19 protein-coding genes are annotated in these 24608 nt (G+C 67.8%); 12 read left to right on the top strand and 7 right to left on the bottom strand.

Annotated elements, in window-relative coordinates; translation table 11 throughout:
* Entirely contained in the window at positions 1-966 is a 966-nt protein-coding gene (locus AB0I04_RS50570) for a glucosyl-3-phosphoglycerate synthase (RefSeq protein ID WP_360902530.1), read from the bottom strand.
* 159 nt (positions 967-1125) lie between these two features.
* Positions 1126-2562, bottom strand: coding sequence for a helix-turn-helix domain-containing protein (locus tag AB0I04_RS50565; RefSeq protein WP_360902527.1), 1437 nt, complete (start codon positions 2560-2562; stop codon positions 1126-1128).
* A 151-nt stretch (positions 2563-2713) separates the two neighbouring features.
* On the opposite strand from AB0I04_RS50565, the gene aceA reads away from it, so the two are divergent.
* Positions 2714-4009 (top strand): isocitrate lyase, encoded by a 1296-nt coding sequence (aceA, locus tag AB0I04_RS50560; RefSeq protein ID WP_360902525.1) that lies wholly within the window; start codon positions 2714-2716, stop codon positions 4007-4009.
* Between the two features lie 238 nt (positions 4010-4247).
* On the opposite strand, the gene AB0I04_RS50555 is transcribed toward aceA, so the two are convergent.
* From AB0I04_RS50555 to AB0I04_RS50545, 3 genes are all read right to left on the bottom strand, one after another.
* Complete coding sequence (locus tag AB0I04_RS50555; protein WP_360902522.1) at positions 4248-6467, bottom strand: hypothetical protein; 2220 nt, start codon at positions 6465-6467, stop codon at positions 4248-4250.
* 121 nt (positions 6468-6588) lie between these two features.
* On the bottom strand, positions 6589-7935 hold the full coding sequence (locus AB0I04_RS50550; protein WP_360902519.1) for a hypothetical protein: 1347 nt from the start codon (positions 7933-7935) through the stop codon (positions 6589-6591).
* A complete protein-coding gene (locus AB0I04_RS50545) occupies positions 7935-8174 on the bottom strand; it encodes a hypothetical protein (protein ID WP_360902517.1) in 240 nt (79 codons plus the stop codon). The genes AB0I04_RS50550 and AB0I04_RS50545 overlap by 1 nt, the downstream gene beginning before the upstream one ends.
* Positions 8175-8729: 555 nt before the next feature.
* On the opposite strand from AB0I04_RS50545, the gene AB0I04_RS50540 reads away from it, so the two are divergent.
* The 7 genes from AB0I04_RS50540 to AB0I04_RS50510 all read left to right on the top strand — a co-directional run bounded on the left by AB0I04_RS50540 (position 8730) and on the right by AB0I04_RS50510 (position 16498).
* Positions 8730-10175 carry a M1 family metallopeptidase gene (locus AB0I04_RS50540; protein WP_360902514.1) on the top strand — a complete coding sequence of 482 codons (1446 nt, stop codon included), beginning with the start codon at positions 8730-8732 and terminating at the stop codon, positions 10173-10175.
* A gap of 124 nt (positions 10176-10299) precedes the next feature.
* On the top strand, positions 10300-11250 hold the full coding sequence (locus AB0I04_RS50535) for an alpha/beta hydrolase (RefSeq protein WP_360902511.1): 951 nt from the start codon (positions 10300-10302) through the stop codon (positions 11248-11250).
* 164 nt (positions 11251-11414) lie between these two features.
* Positions 11415-12251: an ABC-2 family transporter protein gene (locus AB0I04_RS50530; RefSeq protein WP_360902508.1), complete on the top strand. Its 837-nt coding sequence runs from the start codon at positions 11415-11417 to the stop codon at positions 12249-12251.
* Positions 12244-13047 (top strand): ABC-2 family transporter protein, encoded by an 804-nt coding sequence (locus AB0I04_RS50525; RefSeq protein WP_360902506.1) that lies wholly within the window; start codon positions 12244-12246, stop codon positions 13045-13047. The genes AB0I04_RS50530 and AB0I04_RS50525 overlap by 8 nt, the downstream gene beginning before the upstream one ends.
* A gap of 4 nt (positions 13048-13051) precedes the next feature.
* Positions 13052-14032: an ATP-binding cassette domain-containing protein gene (locus AB0I04_RS50520; RefSeq protein ID WP_360902503.1), complete on the top strand. Its 981-nt coding sequence runs from the start codon at positions 13052-13054 to the stop codon at positions 14030-14032.
* 492 nt (positions 14033-14524) lie between these two features.
* Positions 14525-15319, top strand: coding sequence for a hypothetical protein (locus AB0I04_RS50515; RefSeq protein ID WP_360902500.1), 795 nt, complete (start codon positions 14525-14527; stop codon positions 15317-15319).
* A 147-nt stretch (positions 15320-15466) separates the two neighbouring features.
* Positions 15467-16498: an NAD-dependent epimerase/dehydratase family protein gene (locus tag AB0I04_RS50510; protein ID WP_360902497.1), complete on the top strand. Its 1032-nt coding sequence runs from the start codon at positions 15467-15469 to the stop codon at positions 16496-16498.
* On the opposite strand, the gene AB0I04_RS50505 is transcribed toward AB0I04_RS50510, so the two are convergent.
* Together AB0I04_RS50505 and asnB are read right to left on the bottom strand one after the other, a co-directional pair.
* Complete coding sequence (locus AB0I04_RS50505) at positions 16479-17897, bottom strand: polysaccharide biosynthesis C-terminal domain-containing protein (protein WP_360902494.1); 1419 nt, start codon at positions 17895-17897, stop codon at positions 16479-16481. The genes AB0I04_RS50510 and AB0I04_RS50505 overlap by 20 nt on opposite strands.
* Positions 17791-19635, bottom strand: coding sequence for an asparagine synthase (glutamine-hydrolyzing) (gene asnB / locus AB0I04_RS50500; RefSeq protein ID WP_360902491.1), 1845 nt, complete (start codon positions 19633-19635; stop codon positions 17791-17793). Before asnB ends, AB0I04_RS50505 begins: the two co-directional genes overlap by 107 nt.
* 275 nt (positions 19636-19910) lie before the next feature.
* Between asnB and AB0I04_RS50495 the strand changes: the two genes are divergently transcribed.
* The 4 genes from AB0I04_RS50495 to AB0I04_RS50480 all read left to right on the top strand — a co-directional run bounded on the left by AB0I04_RS50495 (position 19911) and on the right by AB0I04_RS50480 (position 24410).
* Entirely contained in the window at positions 19911-20666 is a 756-nt protein-coding gene (locus AB0I04_RS50495; protein ID WP_360902489.1) for a sugar transferase, read from the top strand.
* Between the two features lie 43 nt (positions 20667-20709).
* A complete protein-coding gene (locus AB0I04_RS50490; protein ID WP_360902486.1) occupies positions 20710-21759 on the top strand; it encodes a glycosyltransferase family 4 protein in 1050 nt (349 codons plus the stop codon).
* Positions 21756-22886 carry a glycosyltransferase family 1 protein gene (locus AB0I04_RS50485; RefSeq protein ID WP_360902483.1) on the top strand — a complete coding sequence of 377 codons (1131 nt, stop codon included), beginning with the start codon at positions 21756-21758 and terminating at the stop codon, positions 22884-22886. The genes AB0I04_RS50490 and AB0I04_RS50485 overlap by 4 nt, the downstream gene beginning before the upstream one ends.
* 78 nt (positions 22887-22964) lie before the next feature.
* The gene (locus AB0I04_RS50480) at positions 22965-24410 is read left to right on the top strand and encodes a polysaccharide biosynthesis tyrosine autokinase (RefSeq protein ID WP_360902480.1); all 1446 of its coding nucleotides are present in this window, start codon (positions 22965-22967) and stop codon (positions 24408-24410) included.
* The last annotated feature ends 198 nt before the right edge of the window (positions 24411-24608 follow it).

Raw genomic sequence — 24608 nt, 5'->3', positions numbered from 1 at the left:
TCAGGCGGCGGAGTCGCTGTAGGCGCGGACCTCGATCATCGGCGGGCGTTCGCCGACGGAGACGTCGCGGATCCGCGCCTGGTGGCCGTCGCCGTCGCGACGGAACTGCGTCAGCACGGTCGACGGCGGCTCGAGCGGGACGATGCGGCCCTGCCGGTCAAGGCGTGACCAGGCGGTCTGCATGATCTGGCCGGCCATGACGCCGAGCGCCTCGGACGACTGGTGGCTGTGCTCGCGGGTGCCGAGGTCGACCTGGGCCATCCCGTCCAGCCCCGCGACCTCCAGTACGTCGACGAGCAGGCCGAGCTCGACGCCGTACCCGGTGACGAACGGCACGTGTTCGAGGAGCGTGCGCCGACCGGCGTACTCGCCGCCGAGCGGCTGGACGAATCCGGCGAGGAGCGGCCAGTGCATGTTGATCAGCGGTCGGGCGACCAGCTCGGTCACCCGGCCGCCGCCGCTGGGGACGGAGACGCCGCCGGTGTTCAGCGGGCGGTCGTAGCAGGCCTTGACGTACTCGACGGACGGGTCGGTGAGCAGTGGGCCGAGCAGCCCCATGACGAATGAGGAGGAGAAGTTGCGCAGGTCCGCGTCCACGAACGCCAGCACGTCGCCGCGGGCGACGTGCAGCGACTTCCACAGCGCCTCGCCCTTTCCGGCCAGCGGCGGCAGCTCGGGGAGCACGGCGTCCTGGGCGACGACGCGGGCACCGGCGGCGGCCGCGACCTGGGCGGTGTCATCGACGGATCGGGAGTCGATGACGAGGATCTCGTCGACGAGCGGGGCGCGCTCGACGAGGTCTCGCCGGATCGCCGCGACGATCTCGCCGACCGTCTCGCGCTCGTTGCGGGCGGGCAGCACGACGCTCACCGTGGTCTGGCCCTTGGCGGCCAGGAGCCGGTCCACCGGCCAGTCCGCCGCGGAGCTCATGCGGTTGCGCAGCCACGCCTGTACCTGGGGCAGCACCTGATGGTCCCCTTTCCTGCGTCAGCGTACCGGCCCATTGACACCCGTCAGGGTTTCACCCTCGTTTCGCCGGCATCACAGCCAGGGGAAACATGGTGGCGGCCTCGCTGGTCGCTCACCACTCCCCACTCGCGGTCGCTCAGCCCGCTGACCCTCCTGTCACGTCTCGGCGTGCTGCTCCAGGAAGGAGTACACGTCGGCCTCGTCCACTCCGGGGAACGCGCCGGGCGGCAGGACCGCCAGGACGTGGGAATGGGCTCGCGCGGACGGCCAGACGTGGCCCTGCCACCTACGGGCCAGCTCGGCCGGGGGCCGCTGGCAGCAGTCGCCGTCCGGGCAGGCCGACCGGACGCGGCGGTTCGTCTCGCGGCCGCGGAACCATCGGGAGTGCTCGTACGGCACGCCCAGGGTGATGGCGAAGTCGCGGTCGTGGCTCGGGTCGATGTGCGACAGGCACCAGTACGTCCCGGTGGGGGTGTCGGTGTACTGGTAGTAGACGGAGAAGCGGTCGTCGGCGCCGAAGACCCGGCGCCCGGCCCACTGGCGGCACATCCGCTGGCCCTCGATGGCGCCGTGCTCGTCGGCGGGGAAGATCAGCCCGTCGTTGGCGTACGCCTTGTAGATGGTGCCGCTCTCGTCGTTCTTGGTGAAGTGCACCGGCAGGTCGAGGTGGTGCGTCGCGAGGTTGGTGAACCGGTGCGCGGCCATCTCGTACGAGACGGAGAACACGTCGCACAGGTCCTCGATCGACAGCTCGCGGTCGGCCTTGGCCTCCTGGAGGTACGGCACGACGGTCCGCTCGGGCAGGAGGGTGGCGGCGGCGTAGTAGTTGGCCTCGACGCGCTGCCGGAGGAAGTCGGCGAAGTCCTTGGGCACGGCGTGCTCGAGGGCGATGTGGCCGAGCGTCTGCAGCAGGATCGTCCGGGGCGTGTGCATGCCGAGTTGCTCGCGCTCGAGGTAGATGCGGCGGTTGCGCAGGTCGGTGACGGACCGGACCGAGCGCGGCAGGTCCTGGACGTACCGCAGGGTGAAGCCGAAGTGGGTGACGAGCGACAGCAGCATGCCCTGCGAGAGCGCGCCGCCCCGGTAGCCGGCGGCCTCCAGGGACTTGGCGGCGACCTGCTCGATCTCGCCGAAGTAGTTGCCGCGCTCGTGCATCTGGCGGCGCAGTTCGGCGTTGGCCTTGCGGGCGTCCTCCGGGCTGGCGGTCGGCTTCGTCCGGCTCCGCTTGACCTCGTCGTACATCGCGAGGAGGTGTTCGAGGACGTCGTTGGGCACTCGCTTGCCGACCTTGAGGTGGGGCAGGCCGAGCGCGCGGTAGGCGGGGTCGCGCTGGGCCTCCTCGAGGGCGATCTCAAGCTGGGCGCGACGGTTGGGCGGCTGCTTGCGGAGAAGTTCCTCGATGGGGACCTCGAGGGCCGCGGCGAGCGCCTGGAGCAGGGACAGCTTCGGCTCGCGTCGGCCGTTCTCCAGCAGCGAGAGCTGGGACGGCGCCCGGCCGACGCGTTCTCCCAGCTCAGAGAGGGTGTAGCCGCGGGCGCGCCGAAGGTGCCGCAGCCGCTGGCCGAACGTCACGAGGTCTAGACCATTCGTCAAGTTCAGCGATTCTTCTTTTTGAAAGCCCGTCACAGCTTCATAGTAGCGAAAATTCTGCTGTTCTTCTTGTTACCGAGTAGTTCACTTAGTGCTCCAGCGGCCAGAGAGTAGGACACAAGCACCCAGGGGACGACAGAGGAGGGCAGTATCCATGAGCGATCGTCGCCTCAAGGGAGCAGCCGAAGAGCTGCAGCGGCAGTGGAAGACCGACCCGCGGTGGGCCGGCGTCGAGCGGACCTACACGGCCGAGGACGTCATCCGCCTGCGCGGCTCGGTGCAGGAGGAGCACACGCTGGCCCGCCTCGGCGCGGAGCGCCTGTGGACGCTGCTGCACGATGAGGAGTACATCAACGCGCTGGGCGCGCTGACCGGCAACCAGGCCGTCCAGCAGGTGCGGGCTGGTCTCAAGGCGATCTACCTGTCCGGCTGGCAGGTCGCGGCCGACGCGAACCTCAGCGGGCACACGTACCCGGACCAGAGCCTCTACCCGGCAAACTCGGTCCCCGCCGTCGTGCGCCGCATCAACAACGCGCTGCTGCGGGCCGACCAGATCACCTGGGCCGAAGGCGACGAGTCCGCCCCGCACTGGCTGGCGCCGATCGTCGCCGACGCCGAGGCGGGCTTCGGCGGTGTGCTGAACGCGTACGAGCTGATGAAGGCGATGATCGCCGCCGGCGCCGCGGGTGTGCACTGGGAGGACCAGCTGGCGTCGGAGAAGAAGTGCGGTCACCTCGGCGGGAAGGTGCTCATCCCGACCGGCCAGCACATCAAGACGCTGAACGGTGCCCGCCTGGCCGCCGACGTCGCCGGTGTCCCGTCACTGATCATCGCGCGGACCGACGCCCAGGCCGCGACGCTGCTGACCAGCGACGTCGACGAGCGCGACCGGCGATTCGTGACCGGTCAGCGCACCGCCGAGGGCTTCTACCGGGTGCGCAACGGCATCGAGGCGTGCATCGCCCGGGGTCTGGCGTACGCGCCGCACTCCGACCTGCTCTGGATGGAGACCGGCACGCCGGATCTGGACGTGGCGCGGCACTTCGCCGAGGCGATCAAGGCGGAGTACCCGGACCAGATGCTGGCCTACAACTGCTCGCCGTCCTTCAACTGGAAGAAGCACCTGGACGACGCGACGATCGCGAAGTTCCAGCGCGAGCTCGGGCACATGGGCTACACGTTCCAGTTCATCACGCTGGCCGGCTTCCACTCGCTCAACTACTCGATGTTCCACCTCGCCAAGGGCTACGCCGAGGACGGCATGACGTCCTACGTCGAGCTGCAGGAGGCGGAGTTCGCCGCCGAGCGGGACGGCTACACCGCCACCAAGCACCAGCGCGAGGTCGGCACCGGGTACTTCGACCGGGTCAGCACGGCGATCTCGCCGGACTCCTCCACGGTGGCGCTGAAGGGATCCACCGAAGAGGAGCAGTTCGTCCCGGCCGACTGAAAAACGCCTCCAGGTCGACGCGGTGGCCCCCGGATGATGCCGGGGGCCACCGCGTGCGCTTATTCCTTTTGTGGCCAGGGATCGGGCCACCGCCAGCCAGGCGTGGGCGAGCATCGACAAGGCGATGTGGGCTTACCAGACCCGCCAAGTACGGACCTGATATGTGGCGGGTGGCCGGTACGTGTGCCGCGTCGTGGGTATCCGGTTGACCTGGCCGTAGGCCTCGTCGGCGGTGGCGTCAGTTCGGGATCTCATAGACGGCGCAGGCGCCGGCCTCGTGCCGCAACCAGGCGAATCTACCCAGGCCCGGAGCGGGCCGGTCATAGCTCCTGTCGACGAAGAGCCAGCGGACACCGTACGCGTCGCGTAGCCGCCGTACCGTCTCGGACGACGGACGGTGGAATGCCGCATCGTTGTCCGCCAGCCGCCGTCGATCCCAGAACGGGACCGCCTCGTCGGGAATGTTCCGCTTCATCGCTTCAGCGTGCGTTCTCAACTCAAATCCCCAATCTTCGACCAGAATACGTCGCTCCGTATACGCCGATACGGCAAAGAAGTTCCGATTGTGGCACTCATTTATGCAGACCGAGTTGGTGGCTACCAGATCGCCAGGGCGTGAGTGGTCCCGCAGCCACCGCCCTGCCTCGAGGATTCCGGAGCTGATCGTCGTGCTCGGAAGAGGCGGGGAAGCCGGCCCCTGCCACATCTGGCGGACGTGGAACAGACTCGCGGGAAGGGCCATCCCGGTAAAGAAGGCGACAACGAACGCCGGCGACAGCGGCCGCAGGACACGGTGCCGGCGTCCGAGCATGGCCAGGACCACCACGAACACTCCAGTGATCGCCACGAGCGCGACGAACGGACCGAGGATCCGCAGCACCGCCGCATCCGCCGTGGGCCTGGTGCTTCCATCCAGCTCGCGGACTGCCAGAAAGGTGACGACTCCACCCCCTGCCGTGCTGAGAAGCGCGACTCGAAAACCCGGGGTGATCCGCTCGCGGAATACGATGGCCAGCCCGCAGGCGGCCGCCAGGGAAATATACGGAATCACACCGTTGTAGAAGAACAGCTGAGAGCTGCCGGGGAAACGCAGAATCACGCCGACGGCGACTCCGGCCACACTCATCCCGAGGATTAGGAGAATCGATGGGTCGCAGAAGGTCTTCCGCCGGACGGCAAGACCGAATACGCCGGCCCAGATGCAGACCCTGCCGAAGGCGCTGAGCAACGCCACAAGTGCTACCAACGCCACGGAGGGATCGGGAGTAGATGCGGTTTCCGCGGCCACCGTCGCGAAGGCCGACCCGGGGTGCACGATCATGCCGTCAGATTGGCCGCCGAACAGCACGAGCTGCGCGATCAGCACGAATGGCATCGCGGCCAGAATCGCCACGACGGCAGGCCGGTGAAGCCGCCGCTGCGCCACCATCGTCGCGATCAGCACGGCGGAGAGCCCGGCTAGGAGAATGGGAAGAAAGACGGCCTTCCCCCCCATCACCGCCATGAGCAAGGTGACGAACAGCGTCCAGGGGCCGGAACCCGATCTCGGCTGGCGGAGAATGTCCACGAGCAGCAGGACCACAGGGGCGAACAACATCACACCGAACCCGTGCGTGGGGCTGTACCACGCGACTTCGTCGGGCGACAGAACGTGGGCCCCGAGAGACGGTGCCCACACGTAGGGAGTCGGCGCCCATGCGAGAAAGGCGATCCCGAGGGCCGCTAGTCCCGGCCACCACCGGCCGGTCAACCGCCGCCCGATGGCGAAGAACAGAACGAGCGACGCCGCAAGGATCGGCAGCATGAACAGCCGGTACACCAGAGTCTGCGGCTCGATCCCGGTCACCCAGCTGGTGGCCGCCATGTCGGCGTAGGCGAACCAGTGGTAATAGAGCGGCTCGCCGGCAACGGCCGGATAGGCTGGGGGCATGTGATGCTTCAGCTCGCCGACGAGGCCGAGGTGGAAAGGCAGGTCGACGTAGGGCCTCGCATATCCCGGCCAGGCCAGCCCGTGATGGCGGAAGAACGCGGATCCACTCGAGAGTATGGTGAACGCGATCAGAACCGCGGTACCCCAAGCGTACGGCGCCGGGACTCGAACGGTGTTCCCCGCTCCTCGCCAGAACCGCCGCAGTGCCGGTACGACCAGGAACGCGGCGACGGTTACGCCCGGCCACACGAGCACCAACAACGGATACCCGGCCCACCGTGCCGGTATGTAGCCGAGCACAATGATCGCGTGACCGAGCACCGTGCCGGCCGCCACCTCCTCGGCGAAAAACCGCGATCCGCCGCGGCAAGCACGCCAGAGCAGCACTCCCGGTACCGTTTTTCCCAGAATCACGGAGGCGCCGAACACCGCCGTATCTCGGAAAGAGACATCGTAATAACGAAGAACCGCAACGGTCACCGCAAGGACAAGCGCCGTAGGGACCCAACCCGATCGCAGCAGGTTCATCGGCCGTCGCCTCGGACGATCCGACCGCGCTGGTACCACTCTTTGACGAACCGCCTGCGCCTCTGTCATTATCACTCCTTCAACGTTTGCCGCAAAAGAAAAACCAGAGCGAATAATGGGATCAGTCTTTGCGGATGTATAGGTTGCCCTGGTCGGTTGTGGTGAGCAACCGGAGTCGGTCCGGCCTGAGCTTCAGCGCGGTTGCCTCTGTCACGAGTAGATAGCGTGACCGGACCGTTTGATCGTTCTCTCGCAAGTGCAGCGTCAGGCCCAGGCCCGCGGGTACGTTCACAAGTCCGGGTCCAAAATTGGCGCGGTCGACCAGAATCGTGTTCTCCCATGCCGACGCACCCGGCTTGTAAGCGAGATAGCGACTAAGTGTGGTGGTCTTCTTATTCACAGGCACAAAGTGCCGATAGTGGATTTCGGAGAAAATGGGTCCGACCGCGCCGACGACGGCCACATTGGTGGCCACTGCGCTGATCACGACGGTCCGCTCGGAGCGAGCCAGCGCAACCAGCACCGAGAGCAGTACATGTGGGGCGAGAACCCGGTAGTCACGCCAGTCGAAGATGTCGTAAAACCCTATCAACAGGATCAGCAGCGGCACGAGGTTGAGGAGATGGAACGTACAGGCGGCCAAGCCTTCGCGGTGATCGGCATCGCTACCGCGAAGGTGACGGACAACGCCGGTGATGGCCGCCACGACGATCAGCAGCAGCGCTGCCCGCAGCGCCAGTTCGAGCCAGTTGCCCTCGGCGAGCTTCTTGGTGCTGCTGCAGAAGTGCCAGAGGAACAGCTTTACCGCGGCCAGTGGAGAGCGGGTGGCCGACCCCGTGAGTTGTGCGACGAAGCCTGGATAGGGCGTTGACACGGCACTCCAGACCCAGAAGGCTGCAACGATGATCGGACTCGCCTTGACTGCCGCCCATTTGAGCCGCCGGCCAGAGAACTCCGCGCCGCGCAGGAAGAACAGCGGTACGAACAGCAGCGCCCATGTCGGCCGCAGCAGGGAGGCCAACGCGAGCAGGGCGACCGCAGCGGTATAGAACGTGCGGCTCGTGTCCGGGCCGCGGCGCAACAGCAGGAAGAACAGCCCGGCCAGAGCGGCGGCGAATGCCTGGTGAAAGGTCTCCTGCATGGTGGTCGTCAGATACAGCATCAGCGGCCAGAACGTGAGCACGAGCAGTCCGGTCAGCACGGCTCTCATCCTGCCTGCCCTGGTCAGCGCGAGGTAGCTGAAAATCGCCACCGCCACGACGGTCATATTGATAAGCGGGCCCGAGAACGGGCGCCATCCGGCGATCGATCCGATGCCCGCCAGAAGCATCGGGTACGCAGGCCCATTTGAGCCGAAGTAGATAAAGGGAAGTTCAGCATGCGGCTCGTCGACACCGTAAACGCCACCTGCGAAGCCGACCGTCCGGAATGTCGCAACCTGATGCCAGTAGTCGATCTTGTCCGACATTACGGGGTAAAATCGAGCAGGCTAGCATTGAAGTAGTGTCGCACGAGAAATGTTACGACGAGCGCCGGAGAAATGGCAATAATCGCCCATAGTGCAGCATTTGTCCACCAGCTTTCCAGAAGCCGGCGTTGGCCGTGATCTGTCAGCGGATCCCGGATGTCACCCCGCTGCTCCACGTTCGAAGATGTAATTCCGGAAGCAAGATCACTCGACTCCTCCGCCGCTGCTTGGTCGCTCATGACATGAACGATAGACAGCCGGCCAAGAGACAACTCGGAGCTCCGGTTTTGAGCAGTGTCATGTTTTTGTATCGTCGCCGTGAACCACCGTCGATTATCCGGGGTTGTGGCCGGTGGCGGGCGCGAGCGCACGCCGAGCCGAACGGACCCGCGAACGCGCCGTCACCGCGTTGCGCCGGATGGACGCCACCGGCCGGCGGTTCACCTTCGACGCCGTCGCCCGCCATGCCGGCGTCTCCCGGTCCTGGCAATACGCCGAAGATGATCTGCGCCCCCAGATCGAGCGCCAAGACAGCGGCACCCCCACCGCGTCAGCATCTCCGCCTCTGCGACAGCACACCTCCGACGTCTCACTGCTGGCACCTGGACGACTCGACGATCGCGATCGACGCGGTGGCCCCCGGATGATTCCGGGGGCCACCGTGTGCGTTTATTCCGGCTGAATCCGGCCAATGCCGCCACAGGCCACCTCTGGCCCACACTCTGGACAATCCCCGCGCACATACGCCAGAGTCGCAAGGTCCAGTTGATCTTCTGCACGAGGAAACCCCCCAAATGCGCAGAACATCCCGTCTGGTGGCCGTCGGCGCGACCCTCGCCTCCGTGGCGGCCATCGCACCCGCCGCGTCCGCCGCGGCGCGGCCCCACTTCTCCCCCGGCGCACCGGGCATCGGCGATCCGTACTTCCCGCTCGAGGGCAACGGCGGGTACGACGCCCTGCACTACGGGCTCGACCTGAAGTACAACCCCTCGACCAAGCGTCTCGACGGGGTCGTCACGATGACCGCGCGGGCCACGCAGAACCTGTCCCGGTTCGACCTGGATCTGCAGCAGCTGACGGTCGCGAAGGTCGCCGTCAACGGGCACAAGGCCAAGTTCACCCGCAAGGGCCAGGAACTGGTCATCACGCCGAAGAGCGGCATCCGGAAGAACCAGCGCTTCACCGCCACGGTGACGTACGGCGGCGTCCCGCAGACCATCGTGGGCTCCCCCATCGTCTTCGGCTCGCCGTACGGCTTCGTCCACACCGACGACGGGGCGTTCATGGGCGACGAGCCGAACGCCGCGTCCACGTGGTTCCCGAGCAACGACCACCCGTCCGACAAGGCCGCCTTCACCTTCAAGGTGACGGTGCCCAAGGACCTCGGCGTGATCGCGAACGGCCGGTTGGTCTCCCACAAGACGAAGGGGACCAAGACCACGTTCGTCTGGGACGAGAAGGCCCCGATGGCGACCTACCTCGCCACCGCCGACATCGGCAAGTGGGAGTTCAAGACCGGCAAGACGCCGGGCGGCATCCCCGAGACGATCGCCGTGGACCCGAAGCTCAAGGGCCGCGACCCGAACCACCCGGACCCGATCAAGTTCTTCTGGGACACCACGGGCGAGGCCACCGACCTGTGGGTCAAGCAGTACGGGAAGTTCCCGTTCGACTCGACCGGCGCGATCGCCGACCTGGCGACGTACAACGGCAAGGCGATCGGCTTCTCCCTGGAGACCCAGACCCGGCCGCTCTACTCCGACGTGCGCAACACGACCACGATCGCGCATGAGCTGGCGCACCAGTGGTTCGGTGACAGCGTCTCGGTGAAGACCTGGCAGAACATCTGGCTGAACGAGAGCTTCGCCACCTTCTCGCACTACTACTGGAACGAGAAGCACGGCGGCACGACGCTGCACGACCAGGCTCGGGCGATCTACAACGGGCACGCGGCGAACGACAGCTGGTGGAACGTCGTGATCGCGGATCCGAAGCGCGACACCATGTTCCACGACCGCGTCTACAGCGGCGGCGCCATGGTGCTGCAGTTCCTGCGGGAGAAGATCGGCGATGACGCCTTCTTCAAGACGCTGCGCACCTGGGCGGCCGAGCACCGGTACGGCAACGCCACCACCCAGCAGTTCACGGCGCTCGCGCAGAAGATCTCCGGGCAGGACCTGAGCGGGTTCTTCAACACCTGGCTCTGGGCCCCCGGCAAGCCGGCCCTGCCACAGGGCTGACCTCCCCTCGGCCGGGGACCCGCCGGGTCCCCGGCCACCGCTCATGACCCACGGTTCGAAGACCCGCTCCACACGGGTAGCTCCACAGGAGACGGACTACTCACCGTTACCAAGGAGCGATGTCATGAGCGATCCGGTTCTCGAGGCGGCGGCGCAGCAAATCGCGGACGCCACGTCCAAGCCTCCCTTCCTGTACGAACTCGGCGTGGAGGACGCCCGAAAGGTCCTCGACGACATTCAGGCCGCACCGATCGACAAGCCCGGCGTCGACGACAAGTGGATCACCGTGCCGGCGGAGGTCGGCGACGTGCGGGTCCGGATCGTCAAGCCGCCCGGGGCCGCCGGTCCGTTGCCGGCCGTCCTCTACGTCCACGGCGGCGGATGGATCCTCGGCAACGCCGGCACCCACGACCGTCTGGTCCGCGAACTCGCCGTCGGCGCTGGCGCCGCCATCGTCTTCGTCGAGTACGACCGTTCGCCCGAGGCAGGGTACCCGGTCGCGCTCGAGCAGGCGTACGCCACCGCGCAGTGGATCACCCGGAACGGCGCCGACGAGGGCCTCGACCCGTCTCGCCTGGCCGTCGCCGGCGACTCGGTCGGCGGCAACATGGCCACCGCCCTGGCCATCCTCGCCAAGCGCCGGGGTGACGTGACCTTCGTGCACCAGTCGCTGTACTACCCGGTGACCGACGCCGCGCAGGACACCGGCAGCTACCGGGAGTTCGCGAACGGGCCCTTCCTGACCGCCAACGCCATGGCCTGGTTCTGGGACGCCTACACCACCGATCCCGCGCAGCGGGCGGAGATCACCGCCTCACCGCTCCGCGCGGAACTCGAGGACCTCGCCGGCCTGCCGCCGGCCCTGGTGATCGTCGATGAGAACGACGTGCTGCGCGACGAGGGCGAGGCCTACGCGCGCCGGCTCACCCAGGCGGGGGTCCCGACCACGAGCGTGCGCTTCAACGGCATCATCCACGACTTCATGATGCTCAACCCGGTCCGTACGACCAACGCGGCGACCGCCGCCATCGAGCAGGCCGTCCGCACCCTCCGCAAGGCCCTGGGCACCGGCTGAGGCCGGCTCACTCCCGACCCCGCGGCGCGGGCACCGAGGCGGCCATAATCCACTGGCCGATCGGCCGCCCGCGCCGTACGGTGTGAAACCGGCCGCGAGAGCCCGGCGTCCCGGGCGGTTCGCGCGCGCCCACAGCGGTCACGGTCGGTGAGGAGGAGGTTGCCTTGCGGAGTCCCGGCGGGCGGGCACGGGCGGTCTCCTCTCTTCACGCGCCGTTGCGGTACGCCTGGGTCGCGGCGTACGCGTTCCGGCGCTACAGCACCTACCGCGTGGCGGCCGTCTCCGCGACGTTCACCAACACCGTCTTCGGCTTCCTGCGGGCGTTCGTGCTGATCGCCGTGTGGCGGGCCCGGCCGGCGCTCGGCGGGTACGACGTCGCCGACGCGGTGACGTTCAGCTTCCTCACGCAGGGGCTCATCGAGCCGGTCCGGGTGTTCGCCGGCAGTCTCGACCTGACCGAGCGGATCCGCACCGGTGACATCGCGATCGACCTGCACCGGCCGGTGGACCTGCAGGGCTGGTGGCTCGCGGACGACCTCGGGCGCGCGGCGTTCGCGGTGCTGTCGCGCGGCGCTCCCCCGCTGATCGTCGGCGGACTGGCGTTCTCGCTGCGATGGCCGCCGTCTCCGGGCCGGTGGGCGGCCTTCGCCGTCGCGGTGCTGCTCGCCGTGCTGGTGAGCTTCGCGTTGCGCTACCTGTACTCCCTGGCCGTCTTCTGGATCCACGACGACCGTGGGGTCACGGCGATCTCGCTGGTGACCACGATGTTCTTCTCCGGCATGATCATCCCGCTGGTGGTCTTCCCCGGCCCCCTCGCCGCGGTCGCCCGTGTCCTGCCGTGGGCGGCGCTGATCCAGGTGCCCGCGGACGTGTTCCTCGGCAAGCGGGCCGACCCGCTCGGGGCGTACGCCTTCCAGGCGGCGTGGGCCGTGGCGCTGCTCGTCGCCGGGCGGCTGCTGACCGTGGCGGCACCGCGGAGGCTGGTGATCCACGGTGGTTGAGGCGGTACGGACCTACCTTCTGCTCGCCGGAACGTGGCTGCGGGCGGCCGCGCAGTACCCGGCGTCGATGGTTATGCTGATCGTCGCCCAGGCGGTCGTCACGTCGCTCGACCTCGCCGCCATCCTGATCATCTTTGCGCACACGTCCCAGCTCGGCGGCTTCTCCCTGCCCGAGGTGATGTTCCTGTACGGCACGGCGGGAGTCTCCTTCGCGTTCGCCGACCTCACGTTCGGCTCGACCGACCGGCTCGGCGAGCACATCCGCCAGGGCACGCTGGACACGCTGCTGGTCCGGCCGGTCGGGCCGCTGCTGCAACTCGCCACCGAGGACTTCTCCCCACGCCGGATCGGCAAGCTCGTGCCGACGGGGACGGTGCTCCTCCTCGCCCTCGCCCGGCTCGACGTGGCCTGGACACCGGGCCGCGTCGCGGCGGTCCCGCTGATGCTCGCCGGCGGCTACTGGATCTACGCCGCGCTGTGGGTGCTCAGCGCGACGTGGCAGTTCGCGATCGTCGACGGCAAGCAGGCGATGAACACGGTCACGTACGGCGGCGCCTACCTCGCCCAGTACCCGCTCAGCATCTTCGGCCGCGACGTCCTGCGCGGGCTGACCTGGGTCGTGCCGCTGGCATTCGTCAACTGGCAGCCGGCGCTGTACGTCCTCGGCCGACCCGATCCGCTCGGCCTGCCGGTGTTCTTCCGTTTCGCGTCGCCGCTGGTCGCGGCGGTGCTGTCCGCACTGGCCGCCGTCACCTGGCGTACGGGCCTGCGGCGCTATCGATCGACGGGGAGCTGACCACATGCTGGAGGTCGAGAACGTCCGCAAGACGTTCGCCGTGCGGCGGCGCACCGGGCGGCTCCGCCGCACGCGGGTGAACGTCGACGCGGTCGACGGGATCTCGTTCACCGTCGGCGCCGGGGAGTTCGTCGGCTACCTCGGTCCGAACGGCGCCGGAAAGTCGACGACCATCAAGATGCTCACCGGCATCCTCACGCCGTCCGCCGGGCGGGTGCGCGTCGCCGGCCTCGACCCGGCGCGGCAGCGCACGACCCTGGCCCGGCGGATCGGCGTGGTGTTCGGCCAGCGCACCACCCTGTGGTGGGACCTGCCGCTGCGCGACAGCCTCACCCTCATCCGGCACCTCTACCGCGTCGACCGTGCCACGCACCGGACCCGGCTGGCCGAGCTGACCGAGGTACTCGAGCTCGGCGCGTTCCTCGACACCCCGGTCCGGCAGCTCAGCCTGGGGCAGCGGATGCGCGGCGACCTCGCCGCGGCGCTGGTGCACGATCCGGAGATCCTGGTCCTCGACGAGCCGACCATCGGCCTCGACGTCATCAGCAAGGCCACCGTCCGCGCCTTCCTGTCCCGGCTGGGCGCCGAGCGGGGAACGACGATCCTGCTCACCACGCACGACCTCGGCGACATCGAACGCCTCTGCCGCCGCGTCATGGTGATCGACCATGGCCGGCTGGCGTACGACGGCTCGCTGGAGCGCCTGCGGGCCACCGCCGACGCCGACCGGATCCTCGTCGTCGATCTCGCCGCCCCGCAGGCGCCGATCGAGGTCGACGGCGCCCGCCTCATCCGTACGGACGGCCCCCGGCAGTGGCTGGCGATACCGCCGGCCGAGAACGCCGCGGCCGTGGTCGCCGCCGTCGCCGCCCGTTACGACGTCGAGGACATCGCCCTGCGCGAACCCGATATCGAGGACGTCGTCACACGCCTCTACCGCACCGGCAGTTCTGCCGGTTTCGACTGCGAACCCGGGCGTCTCTGACCGCGCTCGGCGGCCAGGCCGACAATCATTCCGTACCGAAAGTCGCAGTCGACGCCATTTCTCCGGCCAGGCAATTGTTTTTTTCGACCATCGCCCGGCCGAGCCACCGTGCACCTCAAGACACCTGACGCATCGCCCGTCATGATACAGCCGCCTGGGTCACTTCACCGGTCGCACTCATCGGCGAACTCGTGAAAACACAAGTCAACAATCTTCAAGAATTCCAAAGAACCGGCGTCTATGGCAGCGTGATAGTCTCCGCAATGTTTCTCTTCTACTGTCGGCGGTGCCGCTAGGACAATTCATCACCGACAAGAGGAATGTCCATTCTGTTCCGGGGGGAGCCTCATGGGTTCATTCGCTAGAACAGCTGGCAGCGTTGCGGCTGCCACGCTGATCGGGGCGGGGGCGGCGGCATCGCCATCCTCGGCCTATGCCCAGCAGGTCGTGACGGTGCCGTGCAGCGGACCTTCAGGCGGGGCGTCAGGGCTCGTGACAGCGGTCACCAACGCCAACGCGGCCGGTCACGGCACGATCCGACTGGTCCCGAACTGCAATTACGACTTCACCACCGCGGCGGAGACCGGGACGCGCGGCGGGGACGCATTGCCCATCATCACCGGGAACATCACCATCGTCGGGGGGCCGTCCACGCACATTCGGCGCACCGGAGGCGGGCCGTTCCGCCTGATCGAGGTGGCCGCCGGCGCCCGCCTGGACGTCGCGGGCATCTTCATCGAGGGCGGCGACGCGGGGGTCTTCCCCGGCGGGGCCATCCTCAGCGCACGCGGCACCATTGTCCTGAAATCGGTCACGGTGCGGAACAGCACGGCGGACAACGGCGCCGGCATCGCCAACGACAGCGGCTCGCTCATCCTTATCTTGGTCCTCATCGAAAGGAACACGACGCGTCATCCCAACGGTTTCGGCGGTGGTGGTGCCGGCATCTACAGCGACGGCCGGCTCGAGACGGATAGGTCCCGCATCACCGCAAACACCGCCAACACGAGCGGCGGCGGCATCTACAACGAGCAGGGCGGCACCGCCAGGCTGGTCCAGACGACACTCGACGACAACACCGCCAGGTTCGAAGGAGGCGGGTTGTTGAACGGCGTCGGCGGAAGAGCCTTGCTCGTGAGGACGCTCGTCAAGCGCAACACCGCCTCCGACGGCGGCGGGATCTTCGACCGTCCCGGTCCCGGGACGGTGACGCTCGCCGGGAGCCTGGTGACCGCCAACAATCCCAACAACTGCAGGCCCGTGGGCAGCATTCCCGGCTGCTCCTGACCCGAAGGCTCTGCCGTCTTCTGTGGCGGTACCAGGAATCGGCAATGGGCCGGCATGGGTGGCGGGAACGAAATTCCCGCCACCCATGCCGTACGCGGAAATCGGCCCCATCCGCAGCGACGACAACGGAATCCCGGGAGGCGCGGCATGCCGGAAGACAGCGGGACGAGATACCTGGTGACGGGCGGAGCCGGCTTCATCGGCTCGCATCTCGTCGAGGCCCTACTCGCACGCGGCGACTCGGTCGTCGCCCTGGACACCCTGTCGACGGGCCGATCGGCGAACCTCGCCACGGTCGCCCGGCACCCCGGCTTCCGCCTGGTGCACGGCTCCGTGCTCGATGAGCTCCTGGTCGACGAACTCGTGCACGAGTGCGACATGGTGATCCACATGGCCGCCGCGGTCGGGGTGAAGCTCGTGGTCGCGCAGCCGCTGAGATCGCTGACCACGAACATCCGCGGCTCGGAGATCGTGATCAAGGCCGCGCACCGTTACCGCCGCAAGATCCTCGTCACCAGCACCTCGGACATCTACGGGAAGAACTCACTCCACCCCCTGACGGAGACCGCCGACATGATTCTCGGCAGCCCTTCCGTCCTGCGCTGGGCGTACAGCACGGCCAAGGCCGTCGGCGAGATCCTCGCGACCAGCTACCACCGGGAACGCGGTCTCCCCACGGTCGTGGTCCGCCTCTTCAATACGGTCGGCCCCCGGCAGAGCCCGATGTACGGCATGGTCGTCCCGCGTCTGGTCCGGCAGGCCCTGCGTAACGAGCCCCTGACGGTCTTCGGGGACGGACGGCAGACGCGCTGTTTCGCTCATGTCAGGGACGTCGTGGACGCGATCCTCCCGCTCATGAGCGAGCCGGCGGCGGTCGGGCAGACGTTCAATGTCGGGTCGCCGCAGGAGATCAGCATTCGTGATCTCGCCGAGATGATCATCGCGCGCTCCGGAAGCACGTCGCCGATCCGGCTGGTTCCCTACGACCAGGCGTACGGGCCCGGGTACGAGGACATGAACCGGAAGGTTCCGGACACGGCGAAGCTCCACGCCCTGACCGGCTGGACTCCGCGATACTCACTCGACGACATCCTCGCCGACGCGATCGCAGACGGGGCACGCGAGATGTCGGAGAGTCCCGCCTCCGCGCCGCCGTACATCACCGCGCTCCCACGGTGAGCGCGTAGCGGATGTCGGACCGCCGGGGAATGAGCTGACGCGGCGGAGTTCGCGTCACCCGCAGGAACCACAGGACCTGCAAGGCCGCGAGCACGCCGTAACCGATACTGGAGGCGAGTGCGGCGCCGACGGCTCCGCACGATGGGATCAGCGCGAGATTCAGCCCCACGTTGACGGTGAGGGCCACGACCGTCGTCACCGAACTCAGCAGGGGACGGTCCAGCCGCAGCAGGAAGGCGCCGACCGGTCTGGTCGCCCCGATCAGCCACAGGCCCGGCGCCAGGCCGAGAAGCGGGCCGATGCTCCCCGTGAACGCCGGCCCGTAGACCACCGGAACGACGAAGGGCGCGGTGGCGCACAGCAGCGCGACGGAGCCGGCGGCCACGAGCGCGGCGATCCTCGTGGAGCTGACGGTGAACGCGGCGGCCGTCCGCTCGTCTGCCTCCAGCTGCCGAGGCATGGCGAGGTTCGCGACGATGTCAGGAGGCACCCTGCCGAGTTCCATGAGCGTCACCGCCGCCGCGTAGAGCCCCACCTCGACGGTCGTCGTCATCGCACCCAGCATCAGGATGTCGGCGCGCAGCAGGAGGAACATCGAGACGAGGCCGGTGTGGTAGCGCAACCCCAGACGGAGCGCCCGGCGCGCCACGACGGCATCGCAGTGCCGCAGCCTCGGGCGAGCGGCGGGCAGCAGGACCGCCAGCGGCAGCGCGGCGGACATGGTCCACAGCGCGACGATCCACCAGAGTGTCAGCTTCGCCATGGCGGCCAGGCCGATCAGCGCCGCGCAGTGCACGCTCACGCTGAGCAGGCCGCTCCAGTTGTTGACGTCGATGCGCGCCCTCAGGACCATCAGGCGAGCGAGCAGCTTCTCGGTCATGGCGCAGGGGATCCAGGCCATCGCCAGGACCAGCAGGCCGTGATCCCCGACCGGCACGACGCCGGGTCCCAGACCCTCGACCGCGATGCCGGCGGCGATCGCGCAGACGCATCCGAGTGCCATGCCGAAGAGCAGGCAGTTGGCGGTGATGAGAGCGCTGTCGCGGACTCGCGGCCACAGCGCGACGTGTGACTCTTCGACCGACAGGTGACCGAGGTGGAGGGCGACCGTCGCGACGGTCATCAGCACCGCGTAGGTACCGCGCCCCTCGGGCCCCAGCGACCGGTTCACGACCACGCTCATGAGCGCGCCGAGAAGGAATCTGGCGGCGTAGATGCAAAGGGTTCCGGCGGCCTGCCGAGCTTCTCGGTTCACCGCACCGGCTCGGGGACCATGAAGGCGGCGCGTCGGTTCACGGCCGGGATCCCGGAGCCGGGTCACTCGTGCCAGGCGGGTCGAGGAAGGCACGGCACCACAGCTCGAACTGGATGAGCGCCCAGATCCGGTTGGCGTGGTCATGCCCGTTCTCGTGCCGCCTCAGCATCTCCCGCACCGCCTCGGGCCGGAACAGCCCTCGCGATCTCGCCGTGCCGTCCGTCAGCACGTCCCACGAGAGTTCCGACAGTTCGGTGCGGAGCCACCGCGCGAGCGGCACCCCGAACCCCATCTTCGGCCGCGTCACGATCGCGGGGGGCAGCCATTCCGCGACCGCCTTCTTCAGCAGGTATTTCGTCGTGCCCGAACGGACCTTCAGCCGGGCCGGCAGCCCGGCCGCCCACTCCATCAGGTGGTGGTCCAGGAACGGGGAACGCGCCTCCAGGGAGTTGGCCATCGTGGCGATGTCCACCTTCACCAGGAGGTCGCCGGGAAGGTACGTGTTGACGTCGACGTCCATGACACGACAGACGTCGGAGACGGCGCGGGAGGCGGCGAACGCCTCGTCGAACAGGTCGTAGCTGTCCACCTCCGCCAGCCGCGTACGCAGCGCGTCCGAGTAGAGAGCCGTCTTCTGCTCAGGAGTGAAGTAGGACATGAGCCGTGCGTAGCGCCGCGGCGTCGGGTGGCCCAGGAGCTCCACCGCCCGGCCCGCCCGCTGTAGCGCCGAGCGCGGGGCGCAGCGGGCCGAGAGTGAGGAGCCGACCCGGTCGAGCCGGCCTCTCAGGAACGGGAACGCGGGAATCCGGCCGGCGTGCGACATGAGCAGATAGCGCAGGTAGCCGCCGAACAGCTCGTCGCCGCCGTCTCCGTTGAGGATCACCGTCACCTGCTCGCTGCTCATCCGTGCGACGTAGAAGGTGGGGATCGCCGAAGAGTCCGCGAACGGCTCGTCGTAGTGCCAGGACAGCGTCGGCAGCACGTCGAGCGCGGACGGGGTGACGACCATCTCGTGGTGGTCGGTGGCGTAACGCCGGGCCAGCATGCGCGCGTAGCGTCGTTCGTCGAACTTCTCCTCGTCGAAACCGATGCTGAACGTCTTGATGCGCTCGCCGCTCTGCCTGGCCATCGCGGCGACGACCGCCGAGGAGTCGAGCCCGCCGGAGAGGAAGGCCCCCAGCGGCCGCTCACTCACCATGCGGACGCGCGTCGCTTCGAGCAGATGATCGCGAAGCTGTTCGGCGGCCTCCTCTTCGGATGTGACCTCGCGCGGCGTGCAGTCGAGGCGCCAGTAACGACTCGTCACGGCGATGCCGTCCTGCCAGGAGAGCAGGTGGCCCGGCGGCAGTTTGTGAATCCCGTGGAGAATGGACCAAGGGGCGGGTACGTACTGATACGTCAGATAGTGGTGCAGCGCCACCAGGTCGATCTCGTGACGCGCCGTGGCGTCCTGCATGAGCGCCTTGAGCTCCGAGCCGAACCATAGCGTCGCGCCGTCGGAGCGCCAGAACAGCGGCTTCTTGCCCACCCGGTCGCGGGCGAGGAGAAGCCGCCGCCTGGTCCGGTCCCAGATGGCGAACGCGAACATTCCACGGAGCCGGTGGACCAGATCATCACCGAATTCCTCATACAGGTGCACAAGGCACTCGGTATCGCCATTCGTGGCAAAACGATGACCACGATTCCGCAGTTCACGCCGCAATGCGGCGTAATTGTAGATCTCGCCGTTGAAGACCGCGACCACGGTCCGGTCCTCGTTGTAAACCGGCTGGTCACCACCGGCCACGTCGATGATCGCGAGGCGTCGCATGCCGAGTGTGGCGTGCTCGTCATCGTGGAAGCCCGCACCGTCCGGCCCTCGGTGAGCGAGCACCTTGCACATACAGCGGAGAAGACCGGAATCCGGATGACCAATCGACACGATTCCCGCTATCCCGCACATCGGTCTTTTCGACCCCCAACCATGACATCGCAGCCGTCGCACGCCAGGTACCCAGGCTATTTGCCCCGGACACGTACAGTCCCCGAAAGAACCGCAAGAGATAATTTCCGGTCAACTGACCAAGTGTTGATCTTGAGCAAGGAGTGACTAATCGCACGTAGGCGATATACCTGGGGCCGGGGAGCGGAGATTATTCAACATGCCGGAGGACGACAGTGTCCATTTCCACACCGAGCGCGCAGTCAGGCCAGAACGCGCCTGCCGACGAGAGCGTCGGCGTCGTCGAGGATGTCGGCCTCATCGAGGACGTCGAGGCACATCTACGTTTGGCGGAAGTGCAGCCCGAGAAACGTCTCCTCAGTGGACCGGCGGCACTTCGAGTGAAACACGCCGTCGATCGGCTGGTCGCCCTTGTCGCGCTGCTCGTCCTCGCTCCTGTTCTGGTGGCCATCGCCGTCGCGGTGCGATTGAGCGGCCCGGGACCGGTGCTCTTCGTCCATGAGCGCATCGGGATCGACGGCAAGCCGTTCCGGATGTGGAAGTTCCGCTCGATGAGGGTCGGCGCCGATGACCAGCTCGCGGACCTGTTGCGGACACACGGACGGGCCGACGAACCGTTCTTCAAAGTGCCCGATGACCCCCGTGTGACCCGGATCGGTCACTGGTTGCGCCGATGGTCCCTCGACGAGCTCCCCCAGCTTTGGAACGTGGCACTCGGTCAAATGTCGCTGGTCGGACCCCGTCCTCAGGTCCACTCGGAGGTCGCGCTGTACACGAGCCGGGAGCGCGGCCGCCTCGCCGTACGACCGGGTCTGACCGGCCTGTGGCAGATCAGCGGCCGCTCGACCCTGCCGTGGCAGCACGCGATGGAGCTGGACCTCCGTTACGTAGCGGAATGGTCGCTGAGGTTGGACCTATGGATCCTCTTCAAGACGCTTGGTGCGGTGGTCAATGGTAACGGCGCATTGTGAGCCGGAAGGCGCACGTTCCGCCGAACTCACGCGCCGGTTCACGGTGATCCATGTCGTCGAATGCTGGGGCGGTGGCGTAAGCAGCGCCGTAGCCGGCTATATCCGCGCGACGCCCACGTTCGACCACTGGCTGCTCACCGCCACACGCGATGGAGAGGACACCGGCGTGACACTCGCCGGACAGGTGCGAGGCTGGCTTCGGCTGCCCGAGGGCCACCCGGCGCGCATTCGCACGATCCATCATGCCTACAACCTGATCCGGCCCGATATCGTGCACGCCCATTCCTCGTACGCCGGAATCTACGTTCGCGGCTGCCCGTCGATCCCGGCGGATCGTATCGTCTATTCGCCGCACTGTTATGCGTTCGAACGCGTCGATGTAATTCCGCGGGTACGTGGAATGTTCCGTATCGCGGAATCCATCCTCGCGCGGCGAACGGGCGTGGTGGCGGCGGCAAGTCCCCGGGAAGCCGCGCTCGCCCGGATGCTGCGCGGACGGCAGCAGGTGGTGTGCGTACCGCATGCCGTCCGGGTCCAGCCGGTGATCCCGGCCGCGCGACCGGCCGAGAACGAGGTGGCCGCCGTCGCCGTAGGGCGGATCTGCCGGCAGAAGGACCCGGATTTCCTCGCCGAGGCGAGCATGGAGGCGCGCAGGCGCGGCTGGCCGATCCGCTGGGAGTGGATCGGCGACGGCGATCCCGGACGTCGTGAGCGGCTCGAGTCCGCCGGCGTGCACGTCGCGGGTTGGTTGCCACGGGAAGAGGTGTTGCGCAGGCTCGGCCAGGCGCACGTCTACGTGCACACGGCGCTCTGGGAGGTCGCGCCGACCATGGCGATGCTGGAGGCGGCCGCAGCCGGACTGCCCATGGTCGTGCGGTCACTACCGGATCTGGCCGCGCTCGGGCTTCCCGGACTCGTCCGCACCCCAGAGGCGCTCGCCGCGACGGTGCGCCGCATGACCGATCCCGCGCACCGGGTCGAGCACACGAACCGATGCCGCGCGGCATTGCACGAGCACACGCCGGAGGTCCAGGCGAGGCGGCTGGCCGCGGCCTATGGAGCTCCGGCCCTACCAGTGAAGGAGAGAGCGTGACCGACCGGATTCGGGTCGCGGTGGCGGGAAAGGTACTGCGCCGCAACGTCGGCGGCAACACGACCTACGCGGAGAGCCTCTACCGGAGGCTGGGGCGGCTCGGTGTCGAGCACACGCTCCTCGTGCCACCCGGGGATACGCTCCGCGGGCCGGCGCGACAGCTCTGCCACGCGGCGGCCGAGGGATTCGTCTGGCCGCGTACGGTGGACCACCGGCACGCTGATCTGCTGCACTTCCCCGCGGACACCGGAGCGCTGAGCACGGGCCGGTTGCCGATCGTGGCGACGATCCACGGCGTTCCCCAGCATGTCCCGGGCATCCGGCGCACACTCTGGGAACGCACCTGGCGGGCACGCGTGAGCCGCCTGGCCCACGCCGCTGACGCCGTGGTCACCGTCTCCGCAAGCTCCGCGGCCGAGATCGAGCGCGCGTTCGGAGTCCCCGAGCATCGCCTGCACGTCATCCCACACGGCGTCGACACCGATCGTTTCCATTCCGACGGTTCGGCGGACGCCGACCTCCTCGCGCGCCTGCGCCTACCGGAACGGTTCGTTCTCTACCTCGGCAATCTCGACCCCCGAAAGAACATCCCGACCCTCGTCGACGCGGTCGGCCGGCCGGAGATCGCCGGGCTCGGGATCCAACTGGTCGTCGCCGGCGGTCCCTTCCTCGGGTCGGAGCCGGTCGAGCGGCTCGTGGCGACCGCGCCGCACGTGCGATACCTGGGTCAGGTGCCGGCGGAGCTGGTCGCCCCGCTGTACCGCGCCGCCGCCGTCTTCGCGCTCCCGTCGAGCCACGAGGGGTTCGGGCTGCCCGTCATCGAGGCGATGGCGTGCGGGACACCCGTGATCTGCTCCGACCGTGGCGCCCTGCCGGAAGTCTCCAGTCAGGCGGCCATTCTGCTGCGTGACCTCGATTCCGGGTCGATCGCCGCGGCGCTACGAGACGTCCTCACCGATGACGCCCTCGCCACAGAGTTGCACACTCACGGCCTGGCCAACGCACAGCGGTTCACCTGGGCCGAATCGGCCCGGCGTCATCTGGAGGTCTTCACGCGCCTGCTGTCGGGCCGCCCGAGTTCCTCGAACGGCGAGGGCACGGCCCCGGCAGCGCTATCGCGTTCGTGAGGACGCGGCCCACGAGAGCACCGACAACTAGAACGCCGAGAACTTCGCATTTCACGAAGGTCCGACACGGGGGACTGCATGAGCGTAAGGGAACTGATCACCGCGATCCGGCGGCACCTGGCGCTGCTGGTGAGCGTCATGCTGCTGGGGATCGGCGTCGCGCAGCTGATCACGATGCTGCAACCGACCATGTACGAGTCGAAGGCATCGGTCTTCGTCTCGGTGTCGCAGCAGGCACAGAAACTGGATCAGGTTTATCAAGGGACGCTCTTCAGCCAGCAGCAGGTCCGGTCGTACGCCGGCCTCGTGACGACGCCGAAGGTCACGATTCCCGTGATCCGTGAGCTGAGGCTGCGCATGCGGCCGGACATGCTCGCGAAACGACTCAAGGTCGACGTACCGATCGACACCGTGCTGATGAACATCGCCGTACGCGATTCCGATCCGGTGATGGCGGCGCGGATCGTGAACAGCGTCACGCAGCACCTCATCACCACGGTGGCGGAACTGGAGGCACCGCTGCCGGGGCGTCCACCGACCGTACGGATCCAGGTGGTCAGGCCGGGTTCGCAGCCGAGCGCGCCGATTAGCCCGAGGCCGGTGTTGAACACCCTCCTCGGCATCGTGCTCGGCGCCCTCGCCGGCGCGCTGGCAGGGATGCTCAAAGAGGCCCTGGACACCCGGATCGACGTCACGTCCGACGCGGGCCTGGCGAGTGGTCTGCCCGTACTCGGCGAAATCGTCTACGAGCGCGCCGCGCGGAAACGAACCCTCGTCCACGACACCGACCCGCTCGGTCTCCGGGCCGAGGGATTCCGCAAGCTCCGAACGAACCTGCGCTTCATCAATGTCGACCGACCCCCACGGACGATCGTCGTGTCCAGTCCGCTCGAAGGCGACGGAAAGTCCAGCGTCGCCCTGAACCTTGCGTTCTCGCTCGCCGAGGACGGTGCCCGCGTCGTCATCGTCGATGCCGACCTGCGACGCCCGACCGTCGCGAGCTCGCTCGGTCTCGTCGAGGAGATCGGGCTCACCAGCGTGTTGTCCGGTCAGGCCAGCATGGCCGACGTCATGCAGCGCGCCGAGAGAAGCTGTGCGATCGACGTGCTGGCCAGCGGTCCGGTACCACCGAACCCGAGCGAGCTGCTGGGAACCCAGAAGATGCAGTTGCTCCTCGAAGAACTCCAGGCCGACGCGGACTACGTGATCATCGACTCGCCCCCGCTGCTCCCGGTCACGGATGCGGCGGTGATCGCCTCCGGCAGCGACGGCGTCCTTCTCGTCGTGCGTGCGGGACGAACGAAACGCGATGAGCTGCGCGAGGCCGTCAAGAGCATGGACGCGGTCAGCGGAATCACACTGGGAGTGATCGTCAACATGGCGACGAAGGGGAAGCACGACCGCTACCGCTACTACGGCGGCAACTCGGGCTATCGCCCCGATGAGAAAAAGCCGCGCCTCGAGGACGTGGACCCGGTTTCGCCGGCGAACGGTGCGGCACCGACAAGGACCCCTGTCGGATGACTTCGGCCGGCAGACCCGACTTCAGAGCCGGCCGGTATCCGGAGTCTGTCGATGGAGAAGCGGGGATGTGCAGCCTCAGCCGAATAACCAGGCCGAGGCGGCATCCCGTTCTTGAACGACTCGATGAAACCGCACTCGCCGATAAGGCTGGAGACGTCCGTGCCAGAACGCGTTCATGCAGCGCTCCACGATCGCCCG

The organism is Actinoallomurus sp. NPDC050550 (assembly GCF_040655075.1).
Lineage (GTDB): Bacteria > Actinomycetota > Actinomycetes > Streptosporangiales > Streptosporangiaceae > Actinoallomurus.
Note: the sequence above shows the minus strand (reverse complement) of the source record. Positions and strands in the feature narration are given on the sequence as shown.